The sequence below is a fragment of the Ruegeria sp. AB6 genome, from assembly GCF_056542685.1.
Genome location: NZ_JBQGAD010000002.1, coordinates 255,273 through 278,145, shown reverse-complemented (window position 1 = coordinate 278,145; position 22,873 = coordinate 255,273). Strand labels below are relative to the sequence as shown.

General features: G+C 58.6%; 21 protein-coding genes and 2 tRNA genes. 12 read left to right on the top strand and 11 right to left on the bottom strand.

Annotated elements, in window-relative coordinates:
• Positions 1 to 9 precede the first annotated feature (9 nt).
• Genes ACR0DB_RS05525 through mraZ form a run of 6 tightly spaced genes read right to left on the bottom strand, consistent with a single transcriptional unit; the run spans position 10 to position 6,554 of the window.
• Positions 10 to 1,404: a UDP-N-acetylmuramoyl-tripeptide--D-alanyl-D-alanine ligase gene (locus ACR0DB_RS05525; protein ID WP_480549419.1), complete on the bottom strand. Its 1,395-nt coding sequence runs from the start codon at positions 1,402 to 1,404 to the stop codon at positions 10 to 12.
• The gene (locus ACR0DB_RS05520; RefSeq protein ID WP_480549417.1) at positions 1,401 to 2,882 is read right to left on the bottom strand and encodes a UDP-N-acetylmuramoyl-L-alanyl-D-glutamate--2,6-diaminopimelate ligase; all 1,482 of its coding nucleotides are present in this window, start codon (positions 2,880 to 2,882) and stop codon (positions 1,401 to 1,403) included. Before ACR0DB_RS05520 ends, ACR0DB_RS05525 begins: the two co-directional genes overlap by 4 nt.
• A gap of 22 nt (positions 2,883 to 2,904) precedes the next feature.
• Entirely contained in the window at positions 2,905 to 4,692 is a 1,788-nt protein-coding gene (locus tag ACR0DB_RS05515; protein WP_480549415.1) for a peptidoglycan D,D-transpeptidase FtsI family protein, read from the bottom strand.
• Entirely contained in the window at positions 4,689 to 5,057 is a 369-nt protein-coding gene (ftsL, locus tag ACR0DB_RS05510; RefSeq protein WP_170769203.1) for a cell division protein FtsL, read from the bottom strand. The genes ACR0DB_RS05515 and ftsL overlap by 4 nt, the downstream gene beginning before the upstream one ends.
• Positions 5,054 to 6,046, bottom strand: a complete 993-nt coding sequence (gene rsmH / locus ACR0DB_RS05505) for a 16S rRNA (cytosine(1402)-N(4))-methyltransferase RsmH (protein WP_480549413.1) — start codon at positions 6,044 to 6,046, stop codon at positions 5,054 to 5,056. The genes ftsL and rsmH overlap by 4 nt, the downstream gene beginning before the upstream one ends.
• 4 nt (positions 6,047 to 6,050) lie before the next feature.
• Positions 6,051 to 6,554 (bottom strand): division/cell wall cluster transcriptional repressor MraZ, encoded by a 504-nt coding sequence (gene mraZ, locus ACR0DB_RS05500; RefSeq protein WP_170769201.1) that lies wholly within the window; start codon positions 6,552 to 6,554, stop codon positions 6,051 to 6,053.
• Between the two features lie 910 nt (positions 6,555 to 7,464).
• Between mraZ and ACR0DB_RS05495 the strand changes: the two genes are divergently transcribed.
• Complete coding sequence (locus ACR0DB_RS05495) at positions 7,465 to 7,692, top strand: DUF1127 domain-containing protein (RefSeq protein ID WP_170769200.1); 228 nt, start codon at positions 7,465 to 7,467, stop codon at positions 7,690 to 7,692.
• A 487-nt stretch (positions 7,693 to 8,179) separates the two neighbouring features.
• Positions 8,180 to 8,470 (top strand): DUF1330 domain-containing protein, encoded by a 291-nt coding sequence (locus ACR0DB_RS05490; protein ID WP_170788320.1) that lies wholly within the window; start codon positions 8,180 to 8,182, stop codon positions 8,468 to 8,470.
• A gap of 3 nt (positions 8,471 to 8,473) precedes the next feature.
• Here the strand turns inward: ACR0DB_RS05490 and ACR0DB_RS05485 are convergent, their stop codons facing one another.
• Entirely contained in the window at positions 8,474 to 10,906 is a 2,433-nt protein-coding gene (locus tag ACR0DB_RS05485) for an ATP-dependent helicase (RefSeq protein WP_480549411.1), read from the bottom strand.
• A gap of 180 nt (positions 10,907 to 11,086) precedes the next feature.
• Between ACR0DB_RS05485 and ACR0DB_RS05480 the strand changes: the two genes are divergently transcribed.
• The 4 genes from ACR0DB_RS05480 (at position 11,087) to ACR0DB_RS05465 (ending at position 18,082) form a co-directional block, all read left to right on the top strand.
• Complete coding sequence (locus ACR0DB_RS05480) at positions 11,087 to 12,862, top strand: sensor domain-containing diguanylate cyclase (RefSeq protein ID WP_480503175.1); 1,776 nt, start codon at positions 11,087 to 11,089, stop codon at positions 12,860 to 12,862.
• Between the two features lie 39 nt (positions 12,863 to 12,901).
• Positions 12,902 to 14,038, top strand: coding sequence for an alpha-hydroxy acid oxidase (locus ACR0DB_RS05475; protein WP_480549409.1), 1,137 nt, complete (start codon positions 12,902 to 12,904; stop codon positions 14,036 to 14,038).
• Between the two features lie 146 nt (positions 14,039 to 14,184).
• Positions 14,185 to 17,622, top strand: coding sequence for a pyruvate carboxylase (locus ACR0DB_RS05470; RefSeq protein ID WP_480549407.1), 3,438 nt, complete (start codon positions 14,185 to 14,187; stop codon positions 17,620 to 17,622).
• Between the two features lie 76 nt (positions 17,623 to 17,698).
• Complete coding sequence (locus tag ACR0DB_RS05465) at positions 17,699 to 18,082, top strand: MAPEG family protein (RefSeq protein WP_480549405.1); 384 nt, start codon at positions 17,699 to 17,701, stop codon at positions 18,080 to 18,082.
• Positions 18,083 to 18,097: 15 nt separating this feature from the next.
• On the opposite strand, the gene ACR0DB_RS05460 is transcribed toward ACR0DB_RS05465, so the two are convergent.
• Positions 18,098 to 18,379, bottom strand: coding sequence for a hypothetical protein (locus tag ACR0DB_RS05460; RefSeq protein ID WP_170784088.1), 282 nt, complete (start codon positions 18,377 to 18,379; stop codon positions 18,098 to 18,100).
• A gap of 18 nt (positions 18,380 to 18,397) precedes the next feature.
• Between ACR0DB_RS05460 and ACR0DB_RS05455 the strand changes: the two genes are divergently transcribed.
• From ACR0DB_RS05455 to ACR0DB_RS05445, 3 genes are all read left to right on the top strand, one after another.
• Positions 18,398 to 18,472: transfer RNA gene (locus ACR0DB_RS05455), tRNA-Gly, on the top strand.
• 36 nt (positions 18,473 to 18,508) lie between these two features.
• Positions 18,509 to 18,583: transfer RNA gene (locus ACR0DB_RS05450), tRNA-Gly, on the top strand.
• Positions 18,584 to 18,666: 83 nt separating this feature from the next.
• Positions 18,667 to 19,533, top strand: a complete 867-nt coding sequence (locus tag ACR0DB_RS05445; protein WP_170784086.1) for a GNAT family N-acetyltransferase — start codon at positions 18,667 to 18,669, stop codon at positions 19,531 to 19,533.
• Here the strand turns inward: ACR0DB_RS05445 and ACR0DB_RS05440 are convergent.
• On the bottom strand, positions 19,530 to 19,769 hold the full coding sequence (locus ACR0DB_RS05440) for an Lrp/AsnC family transcriptional regulator (protein WP_170769191.1): 240 nt from the start codon (positions 19,767 to 19,769) through the stop codon (positions 19,530 to 19,532). The two genes, ACR0DB_RS05445 and ACR0DB_RS05440, sit on opposite strands and share 4 nt — an antisense overlap.
• Before the next feature lie 155 nt (positions 19,770 to 19,924).
• On the opposite strand from ACR0DB_RS05440, the gene hisB reads away from it, so the two are divergent.
• The gene (hisB, locus tag ACR0DB_RS05435; RefSeq protein ID WP_170769190.1) at positions 19,925 to 20,512 is read left to right on the top strand and encodes an imidazoleglycerol-phosphate dehydratase HisB; all 588 of its coding nucleotides are present in this window, start codon (positions 19,925 to 19,927) and stop codon (positions 20,510 to 20,512) included.
• Entirely contained in the window at positions 20,513 to 21,151 is a 639-nt protein-coding gene (gene hisH, locus ACR0DB_RS05430; protein WP_170769189.1) for an imidazole glycerol phosphate synthase subunit HisH, read from the top strand.
• 4 nt (positions 21,152 to 21,155) lie between these two features.
• Here hisH and ACR0DB_RS05425 read toward each other — a convergent pair whose 3' ends face one another.
• Positions 21,156 to 21,554, bottom strand: a complete 399-nt coding sequence (locus ACR0DB_RS05425) for a DUF2147 domain-containing protein (protein ID WP_170769188.1) — start codon at positions 21,552 to 21,554, stop codon at positions 21,156 to 21,158.
• Positions 21,555 to 21,686: 132 nt separating this feature from the next.
• Between ACR0DB_RS05425 and hisA the strand changes: the two genes are divergently transcribed.
• Positions 21,687 to 22,406, top strand: a complete 720-nt coding sequence (hisA, locus tag ACR0DB_RS05420; protein ID WP_170769187.1) for a 1-(5-phosphoribosyl)-5-[(5-phosphoribosylamino)methylideneamino]imidazole-4-carboxamide isomerase — start codon at positions 21,687 to 21,689, stop codon at positions 22,404 to 22,406.
• 1 nt (position 22,407) lies between these two features.
• Here the strand turns inward: hisA and ACR0DB_RS05415 are convergent, their stop codons facing one another.
• Positions 22,408 to 22,800, bottom strand: coding sequence for a DUF302 domain-containing protein (locus ACR0DB_RS05415; protein ID WP_170769827.1), 393 nt, complete (start codon positions 22,798 to 22,800; stop codon positions 22,408 to 22,410).
• Positions 22,801 to 22,873: the final 73 nt, after the last annotated feature.

The following is a 22,873-nucleotide window of genomic DNA, read 5'->3' as shown; positions in this document are numbered from 1 at the left end:
ATGCGGCGATCATGGCTCAAGCGCGCTCCCTTGCCCCATTTCACTCAGCCCGTCAACAATCCGTGCCAATGCCATACTCAGCGAGCCCTTGGCCAGAACTACATCCCCCGACCGGATCAGGTCAGGCAGCTTGGTGGCCATCTCGGCGCTTGTTTCCGTCCAAAGCCCGCGCTTGTCGTCGGGCAGCGCGTCGTGCAACGATTTCATCAGCGGACCAATGCAATGCACGTGATCGACCGTGGCCATCGCCGCAACATCTGCCATAGCCGCGTGCATTGGCAATTCCTGCGCACCCAGCTCTTTCATGTCACCCAGAAACGCGATGCGGCGGGAACCTTCGGCGGCTGCCAAAACGTCCAACGCCGCTGCCATCGAGGTCGGGTTGGCGTTGTAGCTGTCGTCCAGCAGCTCAATCTGACCACCACCAGCCAACGCGATTTGCTCGCGCACGCCACGGCCTTTGACTGGGGACCAGCGGCGCAGACCGGCAATCGCCTTGTCCAGATCGACCCCCATCTCGACGCAGGCCGCCAGAGTACCCAGGGCATTCATCGCAAAATGCTTGCCCGCCGATTGCACGTCGAAACGGACGGCGTCACCGCCCACCTGAGCCGTCGCGTGAACGGAGTCTGCGCTCTGCTCAACATCCGTGAGACTGTAGTCTGCCGCCGCGCGCCCAAATTCCACAATGCCGGCACCACAGCTTTGCGCTGTCTCACGCAAGATACCCGCATGTTCAATATCAGCATTCACGATGGCCGCCCCACCGGGTTCCAGCCCTTCGAAGATCGCAGCTTTTTCATGAGCGATACCGGCCACCGAGTCGAACGCTTCAAGATGCACGGCCGCTACGGTCGTCACCAGCGCCACATGCGGGCGGGCCTGTTGGGCCAGAGGCGCAATCTCTCCGGGATGGTTCATGCCGATCTCAATCACTGCAAATTCGGTGTCGCGCGGCATCCGCGCCAAGGTCAGCGGCACGCCCCAATGGTTGTTGTAGCTGGCGACGCTGGCGTGGGTTTTGCCCTGCGTTTCCAGAACATTGGCCAGCATTTCCTTGGTCGAAGTCTTGCCCACACTGCCCGTCACACCCACCACGCGCGCATCGGTGCGTGCGCGGCCTGCCCGGCCCAACGCCTCCAACCCGGCCTGTACATCGTCGACGATCAGCAACGGCGCATCCTCGGCCACGCCATCGGGGATGCGGGACACCAAAGCCGCCCCTGCCCCCTTTTCCAACGCCTGAGCCACGAAGTCATGCCCGTCCCGTGCCGCCTTTAGCGCCACGAACAGGTCGCCGGGTTGCAAGGTTCGGGTGTCAATCGACACGCCGTTCACGGACCAGTCACAGGTGACGCGCCCGTCTGTAGCATCAGCGGCCTCAGCCGCAGTCCAGAGCGTCATGCCACCCTCCCGTCCAGCGCGGCCACGCTGATGCTGGCCTGTTCCACATCGTCAAAGGGCAGAATCTGATCGCCGACAATCTGACCGGTCTCATGCCCCTTGCCTGCAATCAACAAAGCATCCCCCGGTTGCAGCGCGTCTATGCCGCGCAGAATGGCCTCGGCCCGGTCGCCTACCTCAGTCGCCTCAGGCGCGCCCAACAAAACGGCGGCGCGGATGGTCGCCGGGTCCTCGCTGCGGGGGTTGTCGTCGGTGACAAAGACCACGTCGGCATGGTTTGCAGCCGCTTGCCCCATCAAAGGTCGCTTGGTCGCATCGCGATCGCCGCCTGCGCCAACGATGGCAATCAACCGCCCCATCACATGCGGGCGCAACGCTTTGAGCGCAGTGGCCACAGCGTCAGGCGTATGGGCATAGTCGACGAACACCGCCGCTCCATTGTGGCGCGTCGCCGCAAGTTGCATCCGGCCCCGCACGGTTGTCAGATGCGGCAGAGTTTCAAACACGCGCTCAGGCTCTTCCCCGCCCGCGATCACCAGACCGCAGGCCAGAAGGATATTTTCAGCCTGGAACCCTCCGATCAGGTTCAAGCGAGTTTGGAACACTTTGCCTTGCCATGAGAACCGCAAATCCTGACCGGTCGCATCAAAACGCTGGTTCATTAGGCACAGATCGGCATCGCCCAGCCCAACGGTCAGAACCTCCTGCCCGCGCGCCTTAGCAATCTTGCGGACTTCGGCCCCTTTGGGGTCGCTCATATTGATCACGACGGTGCCGTCTTGCGGCAGCACCCGGTCGAAGAGACCAGCCTTGGCGGCGAAATACGCCTCGAACGTATCGTGATAGTCCAGATGGTCCTGCGTGAAGTTCGAAAATCCCGCAGCTACCAGATGGACCCCGTCAAGACGACGCTGTTCCAACCCGTGCGAGGACGCCTCCATCGCAGCATGGGTCACGCCATTTGCGGCCGCCTCAGCCAGACAGAGATGCAGGGTGATCGGCTCGGGCGTGGTATGGGCTAGCGGGGCGGTCCATGCGCCCTCGACCCCGGTGGTGCCCACGTTGACGGCGGCGTGGCCCAGCTCCATCCAGATTTGGCGCACGAATGTGGCGACCGAGGTTTTCCCATTGGTCCCCGTTACGGCCACAATGGTCTGCGGCTGCGCGCCGAACCACAGCGCCGCACATCCAGCCAGCGCCTGACGCGGGTCTTCAACCACAACCAAAGCCGCATCTGATGCGGCCAGTTCATCGGCTGCAATCTCGGCCCCTTCGGCATCCGTCAGGATCGCTGCCGCGCCCATGCGCAGGGCGTATTGGATGAACTCTCCGCCATGGACCCGCGTGCCCGGCAAGGCAGCGAACAGAAAGCCCTCCTGCACCTCGCGGCTGTCTACGGCCAGACCGGTGATTTCGGGATTCGCGCCTCCGCGTGCGGTCAGGGCCAGTTGGCTGAGTGTTTTTGTTCTTGTGCCCATGCCCTACCCTTTGCCGGACGGTCTAATTTGAGGTGAGCGTTATAGCAGCGCGCGCCTCAGGCTCAAGCCGGGGACGAAGGCCCAGCAAGGGGGCGACACGTCCGATCAGTTCCGCAGCAACCGGAACGGCTGTCCACCCTGCCGTACGGCGCTTCTCGCCGTATGCCACGATTGAAGGTTCATCCAGCGTGACGATCAGCACGTATTTCGGATCATAAGCTGGAAAGATCGTCGCAAAGGTCGAGATCACTTTGTCATCGTAGTACCCACCGCGCGGTTTGGGCTTATCGGCAGTGCCTGTCTTACCCGCAACGTCGTAACCAGCCACATCGCCAAAGCTGGCGGTGCCATCTGTGACCACCTTGCGCAACATCTGCTGCGCCTGGCGCGCCGCACTGTCAGACATAATGCGCGGACCGTACTGAGGCCCATTGCGCCGCAAGATCGTCGGGCTGACATAGTGCCCGCCATTGGCAATTGCCGCATAACCCGCCGCCAGATGCATCGGGCTGGTCGACAACCCGTGGCCATAGGAAATGGTCACAGTGCTGAGTTCGCCCCATTTCTTGGGTTTCAGCGGTTCGCCACCTGCGGCCTCGACAATCTCAAACGGGGTGGGCTCGAACATGCCCAGCGCCTTGAGGAACTGTTGCTGCCGCTGCGCGCCGATCTGCAAAGCCAGCCGTCCCGTGCCCCGGTTCGAGCTGTGGACGATCACATCCGCCACACTGATCTCACCGTAGTTCTTGCCATTGAACTCGCCAATCGGGAACCGCCCGATCCGCATTGGTCCGGACGTATCGATGATCGTGTTGGAATTCACCAAACCAAGCTGCACCGCCTGAGCCGCCGTGAAAATCTTGAAGACCGAGCCCAGTTCGTACACGCCCTGCACATAGCGGTTGAACAGCGGGCTGTCCGAAGGATCGAACCCCGAAGTCGGCGGGCGCGGTCGGTCATTGGGATCAAAAGACGGCAGCGATGCAGCTGAGACGACCTCACCCGTATGAGCATTCATCAGAACGGCGGACGCGCCCTTGGCGTTCATGATCTTCATGCCGCCATACAGAACCTGTTCGACCGCCGCCTGTACCGTCAGGTCCAGCGACAGTTGCAGCGGCTTGTTGCCATTGGCAGGGTTGCGCAGATAGTCGTCGAATTGTTTCTCGACACCAGCCACGCCGATCACCTCGGCGGCGCTGACACCTTCGCGCCCAAAGCCCGAGCCACCCAGAATATGCGCGGCCAGCTTGCCGTTTGGATAAAGCCGCATCTCACGCGGGCCGAACAGGATACCAGGATCGCCGATGTCATGCACAGCCTGTTTCTGCTCGGGCGAGATCCGTTTCTTAATCCACAGGAATTTACGGTCGCCTGTGAAGTCCTTGATCAGGCGTTCTTTTTCCAGATCAGGAAAAATCTCCACTAACTGGTCCGCAGCCGCCACCGGGTCAATCATCAACGGCGGCTGGGCATAGACAGAATAGGTGTCCAGATTGGTCGCCAGAATGCGCCCTTCACGGTCAACGATATTGGCGCGCTGCATGGCAATGGCAGCACCTGGAGCGCTGGCCAGGGGCTCTTGCGCCTCAGAGGTGGCCAACATGCCCATCCGGGCGCCAACCACGGCAAATGCACAGAAAAAGAACAGGCCCAGCACCAGAAGACGCCCCTCGGCACGGGCCCGGGCGCGGTCCTTCATATCTTCGTGGCGTTGGCGGATATTCTCACGCTCAATGGCTTTGTGGTTCTCGCCTTTAGCGCGAGCGTCAAGAATACGGGCCAGAGGGCGAAGGGGAGTACGTGTCATGGAATCTGCACCTCGCCCAGTGCCTGAATATTGGTGATCGCTTCCAACTCAAAAGGATCAACACCCGGCAAGTCCGGGTCTTCGGCGTAGGAGACCTGGTCGGCGCGCCCAAACTGCTCGGCACGCAAGGGCAACAGGCCCAAGCGCTCAAAGTTCAAGTCAGCCAGTTCGCGAAGGCGGTCCGGACGGTTTAGATAGGCCCATTCGGCGTTCAACACCGCCAGACGCACCTGCGCCATACCGATTTCACGCTGCAATTTCTGCGTTTCCTTTACCACCTGCTGGGTGCGGTAATTTTCTTGATACGCCCAAAGGGCCAGCCCGAACACCGAAAGCGCAGTTAAGACGTACAATATACTTTTCATCTTGCTCTTCCCCCAAGTTGCGGCATCCCAATAGCGCGGGCCTCAATTTCCCCCGCCGGAGCCTCAGTCCGTACCGCCACGCGCAGCTTGGCCGAGCGCGCGCGCGGATTTTCTTGCAATTCCTGCTCGTCTGGCCCCACCGCCTTGCGCGTTTTCAACGTGAATTGCGGCAGTTCCTGTTCCATCTCGGGCGCATAGCGGTTGGCGCGCCCGGTTTTGCCTGCCCTCGACTGAAAGAACCGTTTGACCATGCGATCTTCGATGGAATGGAACGTCACCACGGCCAGTTGCCCGCCGGGCTTTAACGCCCGCTCGGCAGCCATGAGGCCTTGAAACAGTTCCTCGTATTCTGCATTCACCGCGATCCGCAGCCCCTGAAAGCTGCGCGTCGCCGGGTGCGACTGCCCCGGTTTGGGGCGAGGCAGGCAGGATTCGATGATCTCGGCCAAACGAAGGGTCGTCGTGATCGCCTCCTCTGTACGCGCCTTGACAATGGCCTTAGCAATGCGGCGGCTGGCGCGTTCTTCGCCAAAATGGAACAGGATATCGGCCAGTTGCGCTTCGGTTGCGGTATTGACCAGATCTGCAGCGCTTTCGCCCTCCTGGCTCATCCGCATGTCCAGAGGGCCGTCCTTCATGAAGGAAAAGCCCCGCTCGGCCATATCCAACTGCATGGAAGACACGCCCAAATCCAGCACGACGCCATCCAGATCCTGCGCATATTCGTCCATGCGCGAGAATACACCGGCCTGCATCACCAGCCGGTCACCATAGTCGCCCGCCCATTCGGCTGCCATCTCAAAGGCCAGCGGATCACGATCAACGCCGATGACCTTGTCAGCCCCGGCGTCCAGCAGACCGCGCGTATAGCCACCCGCACCGAACGTCCCATCGAGCCAGACGCCCGAAACAGGAGCCACAGCCGCCAGCAATGGGCGCAACAGAACAGGGATATGAGGCTTCTCGGACGAGGGAGTAGCGCCGGCCATGCCGTTACGCGTCCCCGGCGCCGTCTAGGAATTCCAGCGGATCGAAATCGTCCGGCTGATCATCCAACCACTCTTCGGCGGCGGCGAGCTCCTCGGATTCGTATGTTTCCGGCTTCCAGATTTGGAATGTATCGCCCGCGGCGATAAAGAAGGCCTCGCCCTCGAGACCGATTTTGCTGCGCAGCTTGGCCGGCAGCACCAGACGTCCGGTTTCATCCACGGTTGTTGGAAAGGACTGCCCGTGGAACATGCGCTGCAACATCTTCCGCTGCATCGACCCGCGCGGCAAAGCGTCGATCTTGGCATCGACCTCGTCGATCGCCTGCATTGTATAGCATTCCAGAAATTTGCGGCGATGGTCGCCGTAGACGATCACCAGTTCAGGTGTGTCACCGGGCTGCCAGTTCGGATCAGAGGATTCAAGCACGCGGCGAAACGAGGCCGGGATCGAGACCCTGCCTTTCGTATCCACCTTGTGGTGGCTTTCACCTCTAAACCTGCGCGCCAAGACGACTGTCCCTTTCGCTTGCGCCCCACTTGAACTTCACGTTCCCCCCGGATGAAAAACGGCGGGTTGATCTGCTGCCACTGATCAACCCGCCGCATTGGCCCGCTGAGCGGGAAGTCCAGCTGCGCGCGCCACCTGGGGGGATGTCTGCTCGCCCGCGCGCCGGATCTCTTAAATGATGAAAGCGAGATGCCTGTATGAAACCTGTATTTTATTGGTTCGGGGTCGTTTGGTGCCCCATGTGCCTCGTCCTCATCGGATGAATAAGGGATGCCATGGGAATTTATGGAAAGCAATGAAAAATTTCTCTGCAATATTGGTGATTCTAAAGTCAAACCTCAAAATTCGAGATTAAATGTAAGATGTCACCACAATATGTTGTTATAATAACCCATAACACGCCGATATATACACATTCCGGAGCATTTCCCTGAATTCCCATCAATTCCCAAAAAACTTTCCAATCAAGCAGGAATTCAAAGAAATCGGCATTTAGGCAACAGATTTTCGGGACGAATCGATGGCGATGAATCGCAGGCTTTCCATAAGATCCGTTGGGCAAACAACGCTTCGCCCATGAATTCCCATGCCCTTCTGGGGCAATAGTTCAGCAGCGCGACTACAAAAGCATCGCTAAACGGATGCACAAATTTCGGAAACTCCGCACAAAGATTTCGCAGAAAACCCGCATCAAGGATCAAGCTGACATTTCTTCCGAAAAGTGTAAAAGCTGAAAACCTTTATTTTTAAGGCACTTTCTTCCCTAAAACGCCAACCGGTTGATATCCATGCATTTGCTGCATAGCGGCATTGACGACGCGAACCATTGTGCAATCGCAGCATTTGCCTATTTTCAATCTCAAGCAAACGCCGGAACGCCCGGCAACACGGAAACACACAGGTTTTACTCATGGCCGCAGCAACACATCAAACCGCGCTCAAAAGCTCACCGGCAACCGGCATGGCTTCATTGATCGACGCGGCAAAGATCCGGTTCGCGCGCTATCGCGTATACCGTCGGACAGTGAATGAACTGTCCGAATTGTCGAACCGAGAGCTGGCTGATTTGGGCCTGCACCGCTCGATGATCCGGCGCCTTGCGCTGCAAGCGGCCGAAGAGCAATTCGCGCGCACTTAAGCGCAACCATATACCGAGATCAGGTCCTTCCTCCTCCCTTTAGGACCTGTATTTCAGCGGCGGCATCTCTCCTCCTCCCTGATGTCGCCGCAGATTATACCGGCCCTGAACGCCGGAACGCGATACACCGGGTTCTCCTCCTCCCTTTCCCGGTGTTGAAAGCGCGCGGCGACGTCTCTCCTCCTCCCTGACGTCGCCGCGACTTAAACATACCGGGATCAGACCCGGGTTCAGATACATCAGGGCTCTCCTCCTCCCTGCCCTGATGTTGAAAGCGCGCGGCGACACCTCTCCTCCTCCCTGGTGTCGCCGCGACTTAGACATACCGGGATCAGACCCGGGTTCAGATACATCAGGGCTCTCCTCCTCCCTGCCCTGATGTTGCAAAGAACGGCGGTTCCCCTCCTCCTCCCTGGGGACCGCCGTTTTTCTTTTTTCGGCCCATTTTGTATGGTGATGGAGTGTTGACTTAGTTCAGGAGCATTCCATGGCCGCGTATTTCATCGCTCAGATTTCGATCCACGATCCCGACGGGTATCAAAAATATCTGGAAGGCTTCATGCCCATCTTTGATCGACACGGAGGGCGCCTGCTGACGGTCTCGTCAAAACCGGTCGAAGTGATCGAAGGCGTTTGGGAAAAAGATGGGATCGTTCTGATGGAGTTCCCCAGTCTCGAAGCCGCAAAGGCATGGAAAGACGACCCCGACTATATCGAGCTGGCCAAAATCAGGCAGAATACAGCCTCAGCCAATTTAGTTCTGGTTGACGGATTGTGACCGCTAAAACGGCACGTCGTCCTTGGCGGTCAGGAAACGCGCAACCACCTTTTTGACGCCTGCCTTGTCGAAATCGACCTCGACTTTGTCGCCCTCGATACCGATCACCGCGCCGTAGCCGAACTTCTGGTGAAATACCCGCTCACCCAGCGTGAAACTGGCCACTGCGGTCGCATCAATCACCGTATTGCGGCTTTCGCGGGGCTGCGACATCCCATATTGCCCCTGACGCGCCTGCATCCGCTTCCAGCCTGGTGAGTTGTAGACATCCGCCTTTACCGCCCGGGTTTCAATGGTCGCTGCCGGTTGAGCGCCGCCATAAAGCCCCGGAGGCGTCAACACTTCCACATGATCCTCGGGCAATTCGTCGATGAAGCGCGATGGCATCGCATTCTGCCACTGCCCGAACACCCGCCTATTGGCCGCGAAGGAAATCGTACAGACCTCTTCAGCGCGCGTGATGCCCACATAGGCCAGTCGCCGCTCTTCCTCCAAACCCTTGAGACCGGATTCGTCCATCGATCGCTGCGAGGGGAACAGACCATCCTCCCATCCCGGCAGGAACACGGCGGGAAATTCCAATCCCTTGGCCGCGTGCAGCGTCATGATCGAGACTTTGGCCCCGTCGCCGTCCTGCTCATTGTCCATGACCAGACTGACATGCTCCAAGAACCCCTGCAGGTTCTCGAAATTGTCCAACTGGTTGACCAGTTCCTTGAGATTCTCCAACCGTCCTGGTGCCTCAGGCGTTTTTTCATTCTGCCAATGAGCCGTATAGCCGGATTCGTCCAACACGATCTGTGCCAGTTCGATATGCGAGACCTCGGGCTCACCAAACCGCAGCGGCGCGCCGTCGTCGATGACCGAGTCATCCTCGACCTCGATCCGCGGCCCGCGCGTCATCGCATTCCAACGCGCCAGCCCCTCGATCAATTCGCGCAGCGCCTTGCCGCCTTTGCCCTTGATCAGCCCATTGTCGACCGCAATCCGCGCCCCATCGACCAGCGACACGCCATTTTCGCGCGCGGTCATCTGGATCGTCTGCTGCGCCTTGTCGCCCAAACCACGTTTGGGCGTGTTCACGATCCGCTCGAACGCCAGATCGTCGCCGGGGCTGACCACAAGCCGGAAATAGGCCATGGCATCGCGGATCTCCATCCGCTCATAGAACCGAGGGCCACCGATCACCTTGTAAGGCAACCCGATGGTCAGAAACCGATCCTCGAACGCGCGCATCTGGTGCGAGGCGCGAACAAGGATGGCGATTTCATCCAGATTCATCGGACGAATCCCACGCGTGCCACCCTGCAGCGCGTCGATTTCCTCACCAATCCAGCGCGCCTCTTCCTCGCCATCCCAATGGCCGATCAGGTTGACCTTGTGACCGTCTTCTGCATCCGTCCAAAGCTCTTTACCCAAACGGTTTTCATTGCCGCGAATGACATTTGAGGCAGCGGCCAGAATATGCGGGGTCGAGCGGTAATTCTGCTCCAATCGCACCACAAACGCGCCTGGGAAATCCTTTTCGAACCGCAAGATGTTACCCACCTCGGCCCCGCGCCAGCCATAGATCGACTGGTCATCATCGCCCACGCAACAGATATTCTTGTGCCCCCCGGCCAGCAGCCGCAGCCACAGATATTGAGCGACGTTGGTGTCCTGATATTCGTCCACGAGGATGTAACGGAACCAGCGTTGATACTGTTTCAACACGTCCTCGTGCTGCTGAAAGATCGTGACCATGTGCAACAGCAGGTCGTCGAAATCCACGGCGTTCAGCTCGAGTAGCCTAGCTTGGTATAGTTTATAGATGTCACCTACCGAGCGCTGATAGCCCGTCCCATCAGAAGCTGCACCAGGAATGCGATCAGCGCGCTTCCCTTCTCCAGCGGAGGGTATCTGTGTCGGAAACTTCTTACCCTTATAATTCGCTATTTCATGGAGAAACCATCGGTCCGTCCACTTCTTTCGATCAACTTTCTCTACATTCAATATCTCACGAACCAAACGCAATTGATCGTCCGCATCTAGAATGGTGAAGTTCGAGTTCAGCCCTACTAATTCCGCGTGACGCCGCAGCAGCTTGACGCAGATTGAGTGGAAGGTACCCAGCCAAGGCATTCCCTCGGCCGGCTGGCCCAACAATCGACCCACGCGGTTTTTCATTTCGCGCGCGGCCTTGTTCGTGAATGTCACCGACAGAATCTCATTCGGGCGGGCTCGCCCGGTGCTGAGCAGATGCGCGATCCGCGCTGTCAGCGCTTTGGTTTTACCCGTTCCCGCCCCGGCCAACATCAGAACCGGACCGTCCAAACGCTCCACCGCCTCGCGCTGCGCGGGGTTCAGATCGTCCAGATAGGGGGAAGGTCGCGCAGCCATCGCGCGCGCGGACAGGGATGCGCCCTCGAAGGCGTCCATTTCGTCGGAACTGCTCATACCCGCAAACTACGCCGGATCAGTCCCGAGGGAAAGAGTTTGTTCACCCCTTGTTCGCAAAGAGTTTTGTAGAAGGTTCCAATCAATTCTAATCAACTCCTCTGATTTGCGCAGACAAAAGTTAACCTTCCGTCAAAGCTTGCACCTGATGCTTCCAGCCAAAGAAGTGGGAGCGCGAAAATGGAAACCAATACAGAAACAACCGGGGCATCCCGCTTGAAAATGGCCGCCATCATATTGACTTTGATGGCTCTGACTGCGGTGTCCGGCTGGGGAATCTATGCGGTACCAACGCCGGTCGTAGATCGGATGCTGGAAGCAGACCTGCGTAAAGAAGCAACGCAACTGGGCAAACAAGTCACCTCTCATCTTAATGATGTAGAAGCCACGTTCCAGACGGGATCTATTGGAATTCATGACCAGGAGTTTCTCGAGCTGTTGCCGGCGACTTCGGACATCTACCGATTTAAACTGTTCAATGCGGATGGCGGCGTGTTCTGGTCGACCCGGTCTGCGGACGTGGGAACCGTGAATTCCAAGCCCTATTTTCAATCCGTTATCCGGCAGGGAAATATCTATTACAAACACGAAGAAAAACCTCTGACCGAAGTCGACGACTATGAAGGAACGGCCATTCACGCCTCTGGTCCTGAAACCCGTCATGTGGCCGAAATCTATACGCCAATCATCCGCGACGGTGAGTTTCTTGGCGCGATCGAATTCTATTCCGACATCACCGATGTTCGAAATCTGTTCATTGATCGCGTTCGCTTGTCGCTTTTCATTCTAAGTGCTGTTGCGCTTCTGGCCTTCAGTATCGTGACGCTGGTTGTCTATCGCAGCAACCGCCGACAGATGCGTAGCTTGCGCGGGCGTGCGGTGAAAGAGCGCCAATTGATGGATGAACAACTCCGCCTGGCCCGCGAAGTTCGGTTACTGGGCGAATTGAACGAGTGGCTACAATCCAGCCAGTCTCTGGATGAGCTTTTCGACATGGTTTCACGGTTTATGACGCATATCCTGCCCGAAGCCGAGGGGAGCGTATATGTTTATTCGAACTCCCGCGATGTGCTGGATGGCTGCGCCAGTTGGAACGGGGCCGAGCATAAGGCGCATATTCATCCCGAGGGCTGTTGGGGTCTGCGGCGCGGCCGCACCTATGAGTTCGGCGCGTCCGAAATTGATTTCGTCTGCGAGCACGCCGAACCGCATGATGGTCGCCCGTATTTCTGCTTTCCAATCCTCGCACATGGCGAAACCGTCGGATTGCTGCACTTGCGAGCGTTGGAGGGGCGTAAAGATTGCTTCCATTCCAGCAAGAAATTGGCTCAACTTTGCGCCGAACAGATCAGTATGGCGATTGCCAACGTGCGGATGCGTGATCAACTGCATGACCAATCTGTCCGCGACCCGCTGACCGGGCTTTTCAATCGCAGACACATGACAGAGACTTTGCGCAAATCCATCAACCGCAGCCAACAGACCGGTGCCCCGCTGAGCTTGATTGCAGTGGATGTGGACCATTTCAAGAAGTTTAACGACACCCATGGGCATGATGCGGGTGACATGGTTTTGCGGGCGGTTGGCTCGGCGCTGGAGCAAGGATGCGACCGGGACGAGGTCGCCTGCCGGATCGGAGGAGAGGAATTCATGTTGATCCTGCCCGACAATCGCCCAGAGGATGCGGTAACCCGCGCAGAACACTTGCGTCAGGCGGTCGAGGCGGTCACGGTACGCTACGGTGAAAAGGCGTTGCCGCGCATCACGATTTCGGTTGGCGTGGCCCACTATCCGGCCCATGGGGCAATGCCGCAGGATCTGATGCGCGCGGCGGACGACGCCCTATACGCGGCCAAGGATAAAGGGCGCAATCAGGTGCAGGTGGCCGGCGATGCGCAGAACGCACCAGAAGCTCTTCGTCCCGTGAAAACCGCTTTGGGCAAAGCAAAACCTTAAAATCCTTGCCGAATCGCCCGTTTGGTCAGATCAAACGGCATGGATTTACACAGCCTCTACCCCGGCATAGCCGACCTGAAACGCCGTGCGCAGCGTCGTATCCCTCATTTCGTATGGGAATATCTGGACAGTGGCACGGGAGTCGAAGCGACCCTGCGCAGGAATCGTGTCGGATTAGATCGCCTGGGGTTCGCACCTTCGATCCTGCACGGCCCAATCGAATGCGACACACAGGTGGAATTTCTGGGTCGCACCTATCCTATGCCTGTTGGCGTCGCGCCTATCGGGATGGCGGGACTGATCTGGCCGGACGCCGAGGGACTGCTGGCCCGTGCAGCCGCAGCGGCCAGACTGCCCTTCACGCTGTCGAATGTCGCCGCCCAAAGCCCCGAGGATGTCGCCCCGCATCTTGGCAATGACGCGTGGTTTCAACTGTATCCGCCAAAAGACCCGGATATCCGGCGCGACCTGTTGGACCGAGTTCGGCAAGCCGGGTTCTCAACCCTTGTACTGACCGCAGATGTTCCGGTTGCGTCCAGGCGAGAACGGCAGACACGCTCCGGGCTGACCAATCCGCCGAAGCTTACACCAAAGCTACTGGCTCAGATCGCACAACGCCCAGCTTGGGCCATGGCCATGGCACGCAGCGGGCCTCCGCGTATGCGGACTTTGGACAAATATACCGACAACTCAAGCAACCTGCCTCCGACGGCGCATGTGGGTTACCTGCTCAGAACTTCGCCGGACATGGAATATGTGCACTGGCTGCGTGATGCGTGGGACGGGCCGCTGATCGTCAAGGGCGTGATGCGCCCCGAAGATGCCGAGCCGTTGAAGCAAGCGGGGGTGGACGCGCTCTGGGTATCGAATCACGGTGGCCGCCAATTCGATGGCGCCCCTGCCGGGATTGACGTGCTGCCTGCCATTCGTGAGGCAACCGATTTACCGCTTATCTTTGACAGCGGCGTTGAAGGCGGCCTCGATATCTTGCGTGCGCGCGCCTCCGGAGCGGATTTTGTCATGTTGGGACGGGGCTTTATGTATGCCCTGGCTGCGCTTGGTGCTGCGGGACCAGCGCATGTCATCGACATTTTACGGCAGGATCTGAAGGCCAATATGGGACAACTAGGAGCCCGAACGCTGGAAGAAATCCCACCAATTTTAACGTTGGATTGATGCTGCACCGCAGCATGTGTATGAAGAAAGCGCCACAAAAGGGCGTTTGCGAGCGTTAACATGCCGGTTCTACCCAGAACGACTGATATACGCGCACGTATTGTCCGCCTATCAACACGGCCAAACCACAAAGACCGGGACCGACAATGACCGACTTCAAAAAGATCCTGATTGCCAACAGGGGCGAGATTGCCATTCGCGTGATGCGCGCAGCCAACGAGATGGGTAAACGCACCGTTGCCGTCTTTGCAGAAGAAGACAAGCTGGGCTTGCATCGTTTCAAAGCGGATGAGGCATATCGCATCGGCGAAGGGATGGGCCCGGTTGCTGCTTACCTCAGCATTGACGAGATCATCCGCGTTGCCAAGGAATGCGGTGCAGACGCGATCCACCCCGGCTATGGGCTGCTGTCCGAAAATCCGGACTTCGTGGATGCCTGCGTGCAGAACGGCATCACTTTCATCGGCCCCAAGGCCGAAACCATGCGCGCCCTTGGTGACAAAGCGAGTGCCCGCAAGGTTGCCATCGCTGCTGACGTGCCGGTTATCCCCGCCACGGAAGTTCTGGGCGACGATATGGCCGCGATCAAAGCCGAAGCCGCCGAGATCGGGTACCCGTTGATGTTGAAAGCCAGCTGGGGCGGCGGCGGACGCGGGATGCGCCCCATCAACTCGGAAGACGAGTTGGAAGAAAAGGTTCTGGAAGGCCGCCGCGAAGCCGAAGCCGCCTTTGGCAATGGCGAGGGGTATCTGGAAAAGATGATCACCCGCGCCCGCCACGTCGAAGTTCAGATACTGGGCGACAAGCATGGTGAGATTTATCACCTGTACGAACGTGACTGTTCAGTTCAGCGCCGCAACCAGAAGGTCGTGGAACGCGCCCCTGCACCGTATCTTTCCGAAGAACAGCGGGCCGAAATTTGCGAACTGGGTCGCAAGATCTGCGCTCATGTAAACTATGAATGCGCGGGCACGGTTGAATTCCTGATGGATATGAACACCGGCAAGTTCTACTTCATCGAGGTGAACCCGCGCGTACAGGTCGAACACACTGTCACCGAAGAAGTCACCGGCATCGACATCGTTCAAGCTCAGATCCTGATCGCCGAGGGCAAGACACTGTCTGAGGCCACCGGCAAAGCCAACCAGGATGAGGTGCAACTGAACGGTCACGCCCTGCAAACGCGCGTAACGACCGAAGATCCGCTGAACAACTTTATCCCAGATTATGGCCGCATCACTGCCTATCGCTCGGCCACGGGTATGGGCATCCGGCTGGATGGCGGCACGGCCTATGCGGGCGGGGTGATCACGCGGTATTATGACTCGCTGCTGACCAAGGTTACTGCCTGGGCGCCAACGCCCGAGAAAGCAATTGCGCGGATGGACCGCGCGCTGCGCGAATTCCGGGTGCGCGGTGTTTCGACCAATATTGCGTTTGTCGAGAATCTGCTGAAACACCCGACCTTCCTGTCGAATGAATACACCACCAAATTCATCGACGAAACACCAGACCTGTTCACCTTCAAGAAACGCCGTGACCGGGGCACCAAGGTTCTGACCTATATCGCGGATATCACCGTGAACGGGCATCCCGAAACCAAAGACCGCCCAATGCCGCGCGCCGATCTGAAAGACGCGCGCCCACCTGCTTTGAAGGGTGAGCCCAAGATGGGCACCCGCAACCTGCTGGAACAGAAAGGTCCGCAGGCTGTTGCCGACTGGATGAAAGCGCAGCGCCAGCTGCTGATCACCGACACCACCATGCGTGACGGGCATCAGTCGCTGTTGGCCACCCGGATGCGCTCGATCGATATGATCAAAGTGGCCCCGACCTATGCCGCGAACCTGCCGCAGTTGTTCTCGGTCGAATGCTGGGGCGGTGCGACCTTTGATGTAGCCTACCGCTTCTTGCAGGAATGCCCGTGGCAGCGCCTGCGCGACCTGCGCGAAGCGATGCCGAACCTGATGACCCAGATGCTGCTGCGCGGCGCGAACGGTGTTGGCTACACCAACTACCCCGACAACGTGGTGCAGGAATTCGTCCGTCAGGCGTCGCAGAATATCGACGTGTTCCGCGTGTTCGACTCGCTGAACTGGGTCGAGAATATGCGCGTGGCGATGGATGCGGTCGTTGAGAACGGAAAGATCTGTGAGGGCACCGTTTGTTATACCGGTGATATTCTAGACCCGGATCGCTCGAAGTATGACCTGAAATACTATGTCGGCATGGCGAAAGAGCTGCGCGATGCAGGTGCTCATATCCTTGGCCTGAAAGATATGGCGGGTCTGCTGAAACCGGCCTCGGCCAAAATCCTGATCCGCGCGCTGAAAGAAGAGGTCGGTCTGCCGATCCACTTCCACACGCACGACACTGCTGGCATCGCAAGCGCCACCATTCTGGCCGCGTCCGAGGCGGGCGTGGACGCGGTGGATTGCGCGATGGACAGTTTCTCGGGCAACACCTCGCAAGCGACGCTGGGTACCGTGGTCGAGGCGCTGCGCCATACCGAGCGTGATACCGGTCTGGACATCAAAGCCATCCGCGAAATCAGCGATTACTTTGAGGCGGTGCGCGGCCAATACGCCGCCTTCGAATCCAGCCTGCAGGCCCCAGCCTCCGAGGTCTACCTGCACGAAATGCCCGGCGGTCAGTTCACCAACCTCAAAGCGCAGGCGCGCAGCTTGGGGCTGGAGGAACGCTGGCACGAGGTCGCCCAAATGTATGCCGACGTGAACCAGATGTTCGGCGATATCGTCAAGGTGACGCCCTCGTCCAAGGTGGTTGGCGACATGGCGCTGATGATGGTCAGCCAGGGCCTGACCCGCGATGATGTGGAAAGCCCGTCAACGGATGTGGCCTTCCCCGACTCGGTCGTGGACATGATGCGCGGCAATCTGGGCCAGCCTCCGGGCGGGTTCCCGGACACGATCATCAAGAAGGTGCTAAAGGACGAATCGCCCAACACCCAGCGCCCCGGTAAGGACGTGCCTGCGGTCGATCTGGAAGCCACCCGTGCAGATCTGTCCAAGCAGTTGGATGGCAAAGAGGTCGATGACGAGGACCTGAACGGCTACCTGATGTATCCCAAGGTCTTCCTGGATTACATGGGCCGCCACCGCACATATGGTCCAGTCCGTACTCTGCCTACCCGCACCTTCTTCTATGGTATGAATCCGGGTGAAGAAATCACAGCCGAGATCGACCCCGGAAAGACGCTTGAAATCCGGTGTCAGGCCATTGGCGAGACAGATGAGAACGGCGAGGTCAAAGTCTTCTTCGAACTCAACGGGCAACCCCGCGTCATCCGTGTGCCAAACCGATTGGTGACCGCGTCCACACAGGCTCGTCCCAAGGCCGAAGCGGGCAACCCAAACCACGTGAGTGCTCCGATGCCCGGTGTTGTGGCCACTGTCAGCGTCACTTTAGGTCAGGAGGTAAAAGAAGGCGATCTACTGCTCACCATCGAAGCGATGAAGATGGAAACCGGCATCCATGCCGAACGCGACGCTGTGGTGAAGGCCGTCCATGTCCAGCCAGGCGGTCAGATTGACGCTAAGGACCTACTGGTCGAACTGGAATGAACGACCTAGTTTAGCTTCCAACTGGAGGGCCGCCCGGAAATCCGGGCGGCCCTTTTCATGCGTCAGGGAGAAAAACATGCTGTCCATCACACCGATCTACGCCGCCGTCCTGGCGCTCCTCTACATCGCTCTCAGCGGTTGGGTCATCACTAAACGCCGTGGCCACAAGATCTCTTACGGTGATTCTGGCAATAGCGAGATGCTCAAGGCGATCCGAACCCATTCCAACTTCGTCGAATACACCCCGTTCGCGCTGCTGCTGATCGCCATGGTCGAGCTTCAGGGCGCAAGCGGCCTGCTCGTCAATCTGCTGGGGCTGAGTTTGCTGGCCGGGCGCGTCCTGCATGCCTATGGGTTCGGCAAAACCCCGCAGATCGTTATCTTTCGACAGCTTGGTATGGTGCTGACATTCACGGCTCTTCTGGTCGCCGCTCTCGCGAACCTTGTTCTGGCGCTTTAGCCGCTGTCGCTGGGATCATCCCATCAGAACGCGTGTTTCAATCTTCGGAGCTTTCATAAGCTCCGGTTCCGCCTCGCCCAACCGGTCACCGTCCTGCACGCAAAATGCAGATGTCAAAACAATCAATGCGGCTAACAACGCCATTTTCATGTCTGCTATACGCGTCATATCCTCTGCTCCATCCTGTTGGTTTTGCAACGCTCTATGACTTGAACACGTCAGACCGGCATTTCCGTCGAAACATTTTTCCTTTTTTTTTATTTTTCCGCTTGCAGCCCCGCGTGGGAATTTATACATCCCTCCTCACTCAACGGCGCGGGCGTAGCTCAGGGGTAGAGCATAACCTTGCCAAGGTTAGGGTCGGGCGTTCGAATCGCCTCGCCCGCTCCATTGAGAGGTCTCCGGACCAAAACATATGTATCTGATGCGGGCGTAGCTCAGGGGTAGAGCATAACCTTGCCAAGGTTAGGGTCGGGCGTTCGAATCGCCTCGCCCGCTCCAGATACAGCATTTTTTCAAACTTTACTGGTGTCTTGCGGGATGTTGCGTCATTCTGAGGTCGTTAACGATTGCAGGATGTTATTATGTCCAACTACACCATTCGCCCTCTGACCGAGGCGGAAGTCAAACAAGCCGTGGACTGGGCTGGCCGCGAAGGCTGGAACCCCGGGGTCCACGATGCCGAGTGTTTCAGGCCCACAGACCCCGACGGATTTATGGGCGGGTTTCTGGATGGGGAGATGGTCGCTTCGGTCTCAGCCGTGAATTACGACGATGCGTTTTCCTTTCTGGGGTTCTACATTGTCCGACCGGAATATCGCAGCCATGGTCACGGGCTTGAAATCGCAGGCCACGCGCTGGCCCATTGCGAAGGCCGCAATATGGGGCTGGATGGAGTGGTCGAACAGCAGGACAACTATCGCAAATCCGGCTTCACATTTGCTTACAACAACTACCGCTTCGGCGCGCGGGTTCGGGATGTGCTGCCCAAGCTGGGGCAAGTTCTGGGCAATGGTGTAGCCTCGCTGTCAACCGCCAGCGACGCTCTCAAAGCCTATGACCGCCAACTGTTTCCAGCGGCGCGCGACAACTTCCTGCAAAGCTGGCTGGGGGCCACCAGCCATATCTCTCGGGTTTATACCGAAAGTGGCCAGATTAGGGGCTATGCCACCCTGCGCCCCTGCAAGACGGGCTACAAGGTTGGCCCGCTATTTGCCGACGACGCCGCAATAGCGCAGGCGCTGCTGGCAAGCCTCTTGGCGGCCATTCCCGTGGATCATCGCGATCACGATGTCTTTGTCGACATGCCGCAACCCAATGTGGCAGCATTCGCCATGGCCGATCAACTGGGATTGGACAAAGTGTTCGAAACCGCGCGGATGTATTCCGATCACGAACCGGATATCGACCTAAGCCGGATCTTCGGCGTGACAACGTTTGAACTGGGTTAGAACGCCTTGAACGTCATTGTAGTCAGTGATCGTTCGATGCCGGGAATCACCAGCAGATTTTCGTTGATGAAATGGCCCACATCCTCTGCCTCGGGGATGTAAAGCTTCAGCAACAGATCGTATTCGCCGCTGGTCGAGTACAGCTCGGAGTGGATTTCGCGCAGAGCGATCTCTTCGGCCACTTTGTAAGTGGTGCCGGGTTTGCAGCGGATCTGGATGAAAACGCAGGTGGACATGGGCCGGACCTTGTTGGTTTGAGTTGCTCGCAAGCTGGCACGGGGCGGGCCGGGGTGCAATCCCCTGCAACAGATTGCGGCGAATGCTGCATGCGCTCTGGATATGGCCGCCCTACCCCGTCTATAAGCGCGCCTGTAGCAAAAGGAATTCGCCCATGCGCAGCGCAAAGATCAGCCGTCAGACCGCCGAGACCGAGATCACCGTCGAGGTCAATCTGGATGGCACCGGCACCTATGACAATCAGACCGGTGTGGGGTTCTTCGATCACATGCTGGATCAGCTGGCGCGTCACTCGCTGATCGACATGACCATCCGTGCCAAGGGTGACTATCACATCGACGACCACCACACGGTCGAGGATACCGGCATCGCGCTGGGTCAGGCGCTGACGCAAGCACTGGGCGACAAGAAAGGCATCCGTCGGTACGGCGAATGCCATCTGCCTATGGATGACGCACAGGTGCGTTGCGCGCTGGATCTATCGGGCCGTCCGTTCCTGATCTGGAACGTGGACCTGCCGACAGCCAAGATCGGCACGTTCGACACCGAGTTGGTGCGCGAATTCTTTCAGGCGCTCAGCACCCATGGCGGCGTCACGCTGCATATTGACCAGCTGCACGGTTTCAACAGCCACCACATCGCCGAGGCCGCCTTCAAGGCCGTCGCCCGCGCCCTTCGCCTGGCGGTCGAGACCGACCCGCGTAAGGCGGATGCGATTCCGTCCACGAAAGGCGCGCTGTAAATGCTGACAGCGATCATCGACTACGAAAGCGGCAACCTGCACTCGGCCGAAAAGGCGTTTCAGCGCATGGCGCGGGAATTGGATGCGGGTGAGGTTGTTGTGACCTCGGATGCAGATGTCGTAGCGCGCGCCGACAGGTTAGTCTTGCCCGGTGACGGAGCCTTTCCGGCCTGTGCGGCCGAACTGCGTGGGCACAAGGGTATCCACGACGCTATGGTTGAAGCGGTGGAGCAAAAAGGTCGCCCGTTTCTGGGCATTTGCGTCGGGATGCAGCTGATGGCGTCAACGGGCCACGAATACACTGACACCGACGGACTGGGCTGGGTTGCGGGCGATGTTGTGCGGATTGCACCGTCAGACAGCGCGCTGAAAGTGCCGCATATGGGCTGGAACGATCTGGTGCTGGAAAGCGATCACCCGGTGTTTGACGGAGTGGAATCCGGCGATCACACCTATTTCGTCCATTCCTACCACTTCCGGGTCACCGACCCGGCGCAGCGTCTGGCTTATGTGGACTATGGGCAGGAGGTCACGGCCGTGATTGGCCGTGACACAATGGTTGGAATGCAGTTCCACCCTGAAAAAAGTCAGGATGTGGGGCTGCGCATGATCGGAAACTTCCTAGCCTGGGCCCCATAAGGGCTTACTGAACGCGCGACCAGGTCTGGCCGCGGCAGATCAGACCACCCGCGACACAGCCTTTGACGGTCAACGAGTTGCCGCTCAGCGCCATTTTCGAGTTATACGTCTTGTCGCGGTCCGGTGCCCAGATCTTACCGTTGTCATAGGCTCCGCCACCTTCGGGAATCATGTCCCAGATCATCTGTTTGCCGTCATGCTCGTAGTTCAATACCTGGTTGCCTGACGCATCAAAAGCGCTATCGATGGTGCCGCAGATTGCGCTGCCGCACTCGGAAATCGACACGTGCAGATATTCGCCGTCATCACCGGGCTCTGTTTTCCAGATGCCATCTACAGGATCAGCGGACGCGACGGTTGCCAGTGCCGTCAGGACTGCTGCGGCAAGGATCGTTTGTTTCATAGAAATCTCCCTTTTACACCCATAGTCTGTCCCGAATATCGGCCTGTGAGCAACTATGACCCCGCGTCGCGTTGCATCCCCTACCTGCCTTGTGCGATATCCCGCCACAATGACAGTGAAAGAAGGCCCGATATGATCCTTTACCCCGCCATCGACCTCAAAGACGGCCAGGCCGTGCGCCTGTTGCGCGGTGAAATGGAGAAGGCAACAGTGTTCAATGACGACCCGGCGGCGCAGGCTAAAGCCTTTGTCGATGCCGGGTGCGAATGGCTGCATCTGGTTGATCTGAACGGTGCTTTTGCCGGTGAGCCGGTCAATGCTGCTCCGGTCGAGGCGATTCTGGCCGCCTGTAAAGTTCCTGCGCAGCTGGGCGGTGGGATTCGTGACCTGAAAACGATCGAAACCTGGATCAGCAAGGGGCTCGCTCGCGTGATTCTGGGCACCGTGGCGGTCGAAAACCCCGATCTGGTCCGCGAAGCGGCGCGCGAATTCCCCGGCAAGGTCGCCGTGGGAATCGACGCACGCAACGGCATGGTCGCCACCAAAGGCTGGGCCGAGGAAACAGACGTGCAGGTCACAGACCTTGCCCGCAGTTTTGAAGACGCAGGCGTCGCGGCCATCATCTATACCGATATCAACCGCGACGGCGCGATGCAGGGCCCGAATATCGAGGCGACCGCCGCCCTCGCCCGCGCCGTATCGATCCCGGTGATCGCTTCGGGTGGTGTCAGTTCGTTGGACGATCTGTTCGCCCTGCGCGATTGCGGCGTAGAGCTGAATGGCGCCATCTCGGGCCGTGCACTCTATGATGGCGCGATTGACCTGAACGAGGCCATTCGCGCTCTAAAGTGACTTACTGTGCGGCAGCGGCGGTCAGCTTGGCCAGCGCGCCGCGCATCTTTTCGACGACGGGCGCGTTAGAGACGCCATTCAAATCGTCCAAGGTCTCTTTCGGGTCCTCATAGGCCAGCCAGACCTGCCCCTCGGCGTCCTCATAAGCCTGAACCTTCAGCGGCAGGAACAGCCCGGCGCGCGGATCGATCTGCATGGCGGGCGTGCCCAGCGCAGGGTTGCCGAAGATCAGCACCTGATTGGCTGGAATTGGCGTGCCCACCTTCTCGGCCCCTGCGGCGTGGTCAACGCGGGCAAAGACCGTTGCGCCTGCATTGCCAACGGCAGCCTCGAGCGCGTCCAGCGCCTCGGTCACGGATTTGTCTGTTTCAACTTTGATGATGTCGTCTGCCATGGCGGACAGTGCCCCTCCGAAAGTGAGTATTGAAGCCAGAATAAGATGTCGCATCTCGATAATCCTTTTCATG

Excerpts from the sequence above, each read along its gene's own strand:
- ACR0DB_RS05465 (WP_480549405.1), top strand. The coding sequence starts at position 17,699 with ATGCTGTCCATCACACCGATCTACGCCGCCGTCCTGGCGCTCCTCTAC.
- ACR0DB_RS05495 (WP_170769200.1), top strand. The coding sequence starts at position 7,465 with ATGGCCGCAGCAACACATCAAACCGCGCTCAAAAGCTCACCGGCAACC.
- ACR0DB_RS05475 (WP_480549409.1), top strand. The coding sequence starts at position 12,902 with ATGGATTTACACAGCCTCTACCCCGGCATAGCCGACCTGAAACGCCGT.
- hisB (WP_170769190.1), top strand. The coding sequence starts at position 19,925 with ATGCGCAGCGCAAAGATCAGCCGTCAGACCGCCGAGACCGAGATCACC.
- ftsL (WP_170769203.1), bottom strand. The coding sequence starts at position 5,057 with ATGAAAAGTATATTGTACGTCTTAACTGCGCTTTCGGTGTTCGGGCTG.
- ACR0DB_RS05460 (WP_170784088.1), bottom strand. The coding sequence starts at position 18,379 with ATGTATAAATTCCCACGCGGGGCTGCAAGCGGAAAAATAAAAAAAAAG.
- ACR0DB_RS05445 (WP_170784086.1), top strand. The coding sequence starts at position 18,667 with ATGTCCAACTACACCATTCGCCCTCTGACCGAGGCGGAAGTCAAACAA.
- ACR0DB_RS05485 (WP_480549411.1), bottom strand. The coding sequence starts at position 10,906 with ATGAGCAGTTCCGACGAAATGGACGCCTTCGAGGGCGCATCCCTGTCC.
- ACR0DB_RS05490 (WP_170788320.1), top strand. The coding sequence starts at position 8,180 with ATGGCCGCGTATTTCATCGCTCAGATTTCGATCCACGATCCCGACGGG.
- ACR0DB_RS05470 (WP_480549407.1), top strand. The coding sequence starts at position 14,185 with ATGACCGACTTCAAAAAGATCCTGATTGCCAACAGGGGCGAGATTGCC.
- ACR0DB_RS05515 (WP_480549415.1), bottom strand. The coding sequence starts at position 4,692 with ATGACACGTACTCCCCTTCGCCCTCTGGCCCGTATTCTTGACGCTCGC.
- ACR0DB_RS05520 (WP_480549417.1), bottom strand. The coding sequence starts at position 2,882 with ATGGGCACAAGAACAAAAACACTCAGCCAACTGGCCCTGACCGCACGC.
- ACR0DB_RS05415 (WP_170769827.1), bottom strand. The coding sequence starts at position 22,800 with ATGGCAGACGACATCATCAAAGTTGAAACAGACAAATCCGTGACCGAG.
- ACR0DB_RS05480 (WP_480503175.1), top strand. The coding sequence starts at position 11,087 with ATGGAAACCAATACAGAAACAACCGGGGCATCCCGCTTGAAAATGGCC.
- hisA (WP_170769187.1), top strand. The coding sequence starts at position 21,687 with ATGATCCTTTACCCCGCCATCGACCTCAAAGACGGCCAGGCCGTGCGC.
- ACR0DB_RS05440 (WP_170769191.1), bottom strand. The coding sequence starts at position 19,769 with ATGTCCACCTGCGTTTTCATCCAGATCCGCTGCAAACCCGGCACCACT.
- ACR0DB_RS05425 (WP_170769188.1), bottom strand. The coding sequence starts at position 21,554 with ATGAAACAAACGATCCTTGCCGCAGCAGTCCTGACGGCACTGGCAACC.
- ACR0DB_RS05525 (WP_480549419.1), bottom strand. The coding sequence starts at position 1,404 with ATGACGCTCTGGACTGCGGCTGAGGCCGCTGATGCTACAGACGGGCGC.
- rsmH (WP_480549413.1), bottom strand. The coding sequence starts at position 6,046 with ATGGCCGGCGCTACTCCCTCGTCCGAGAAGCCTCATATCCCTGTTCTG.
- hisH (WP_170769189.1), top strand. The coding sequence starts at position 20,513 with ATGCTGACAGCGATCATCGACTACGAAAGCGGCAACCTGCACTCGGCC.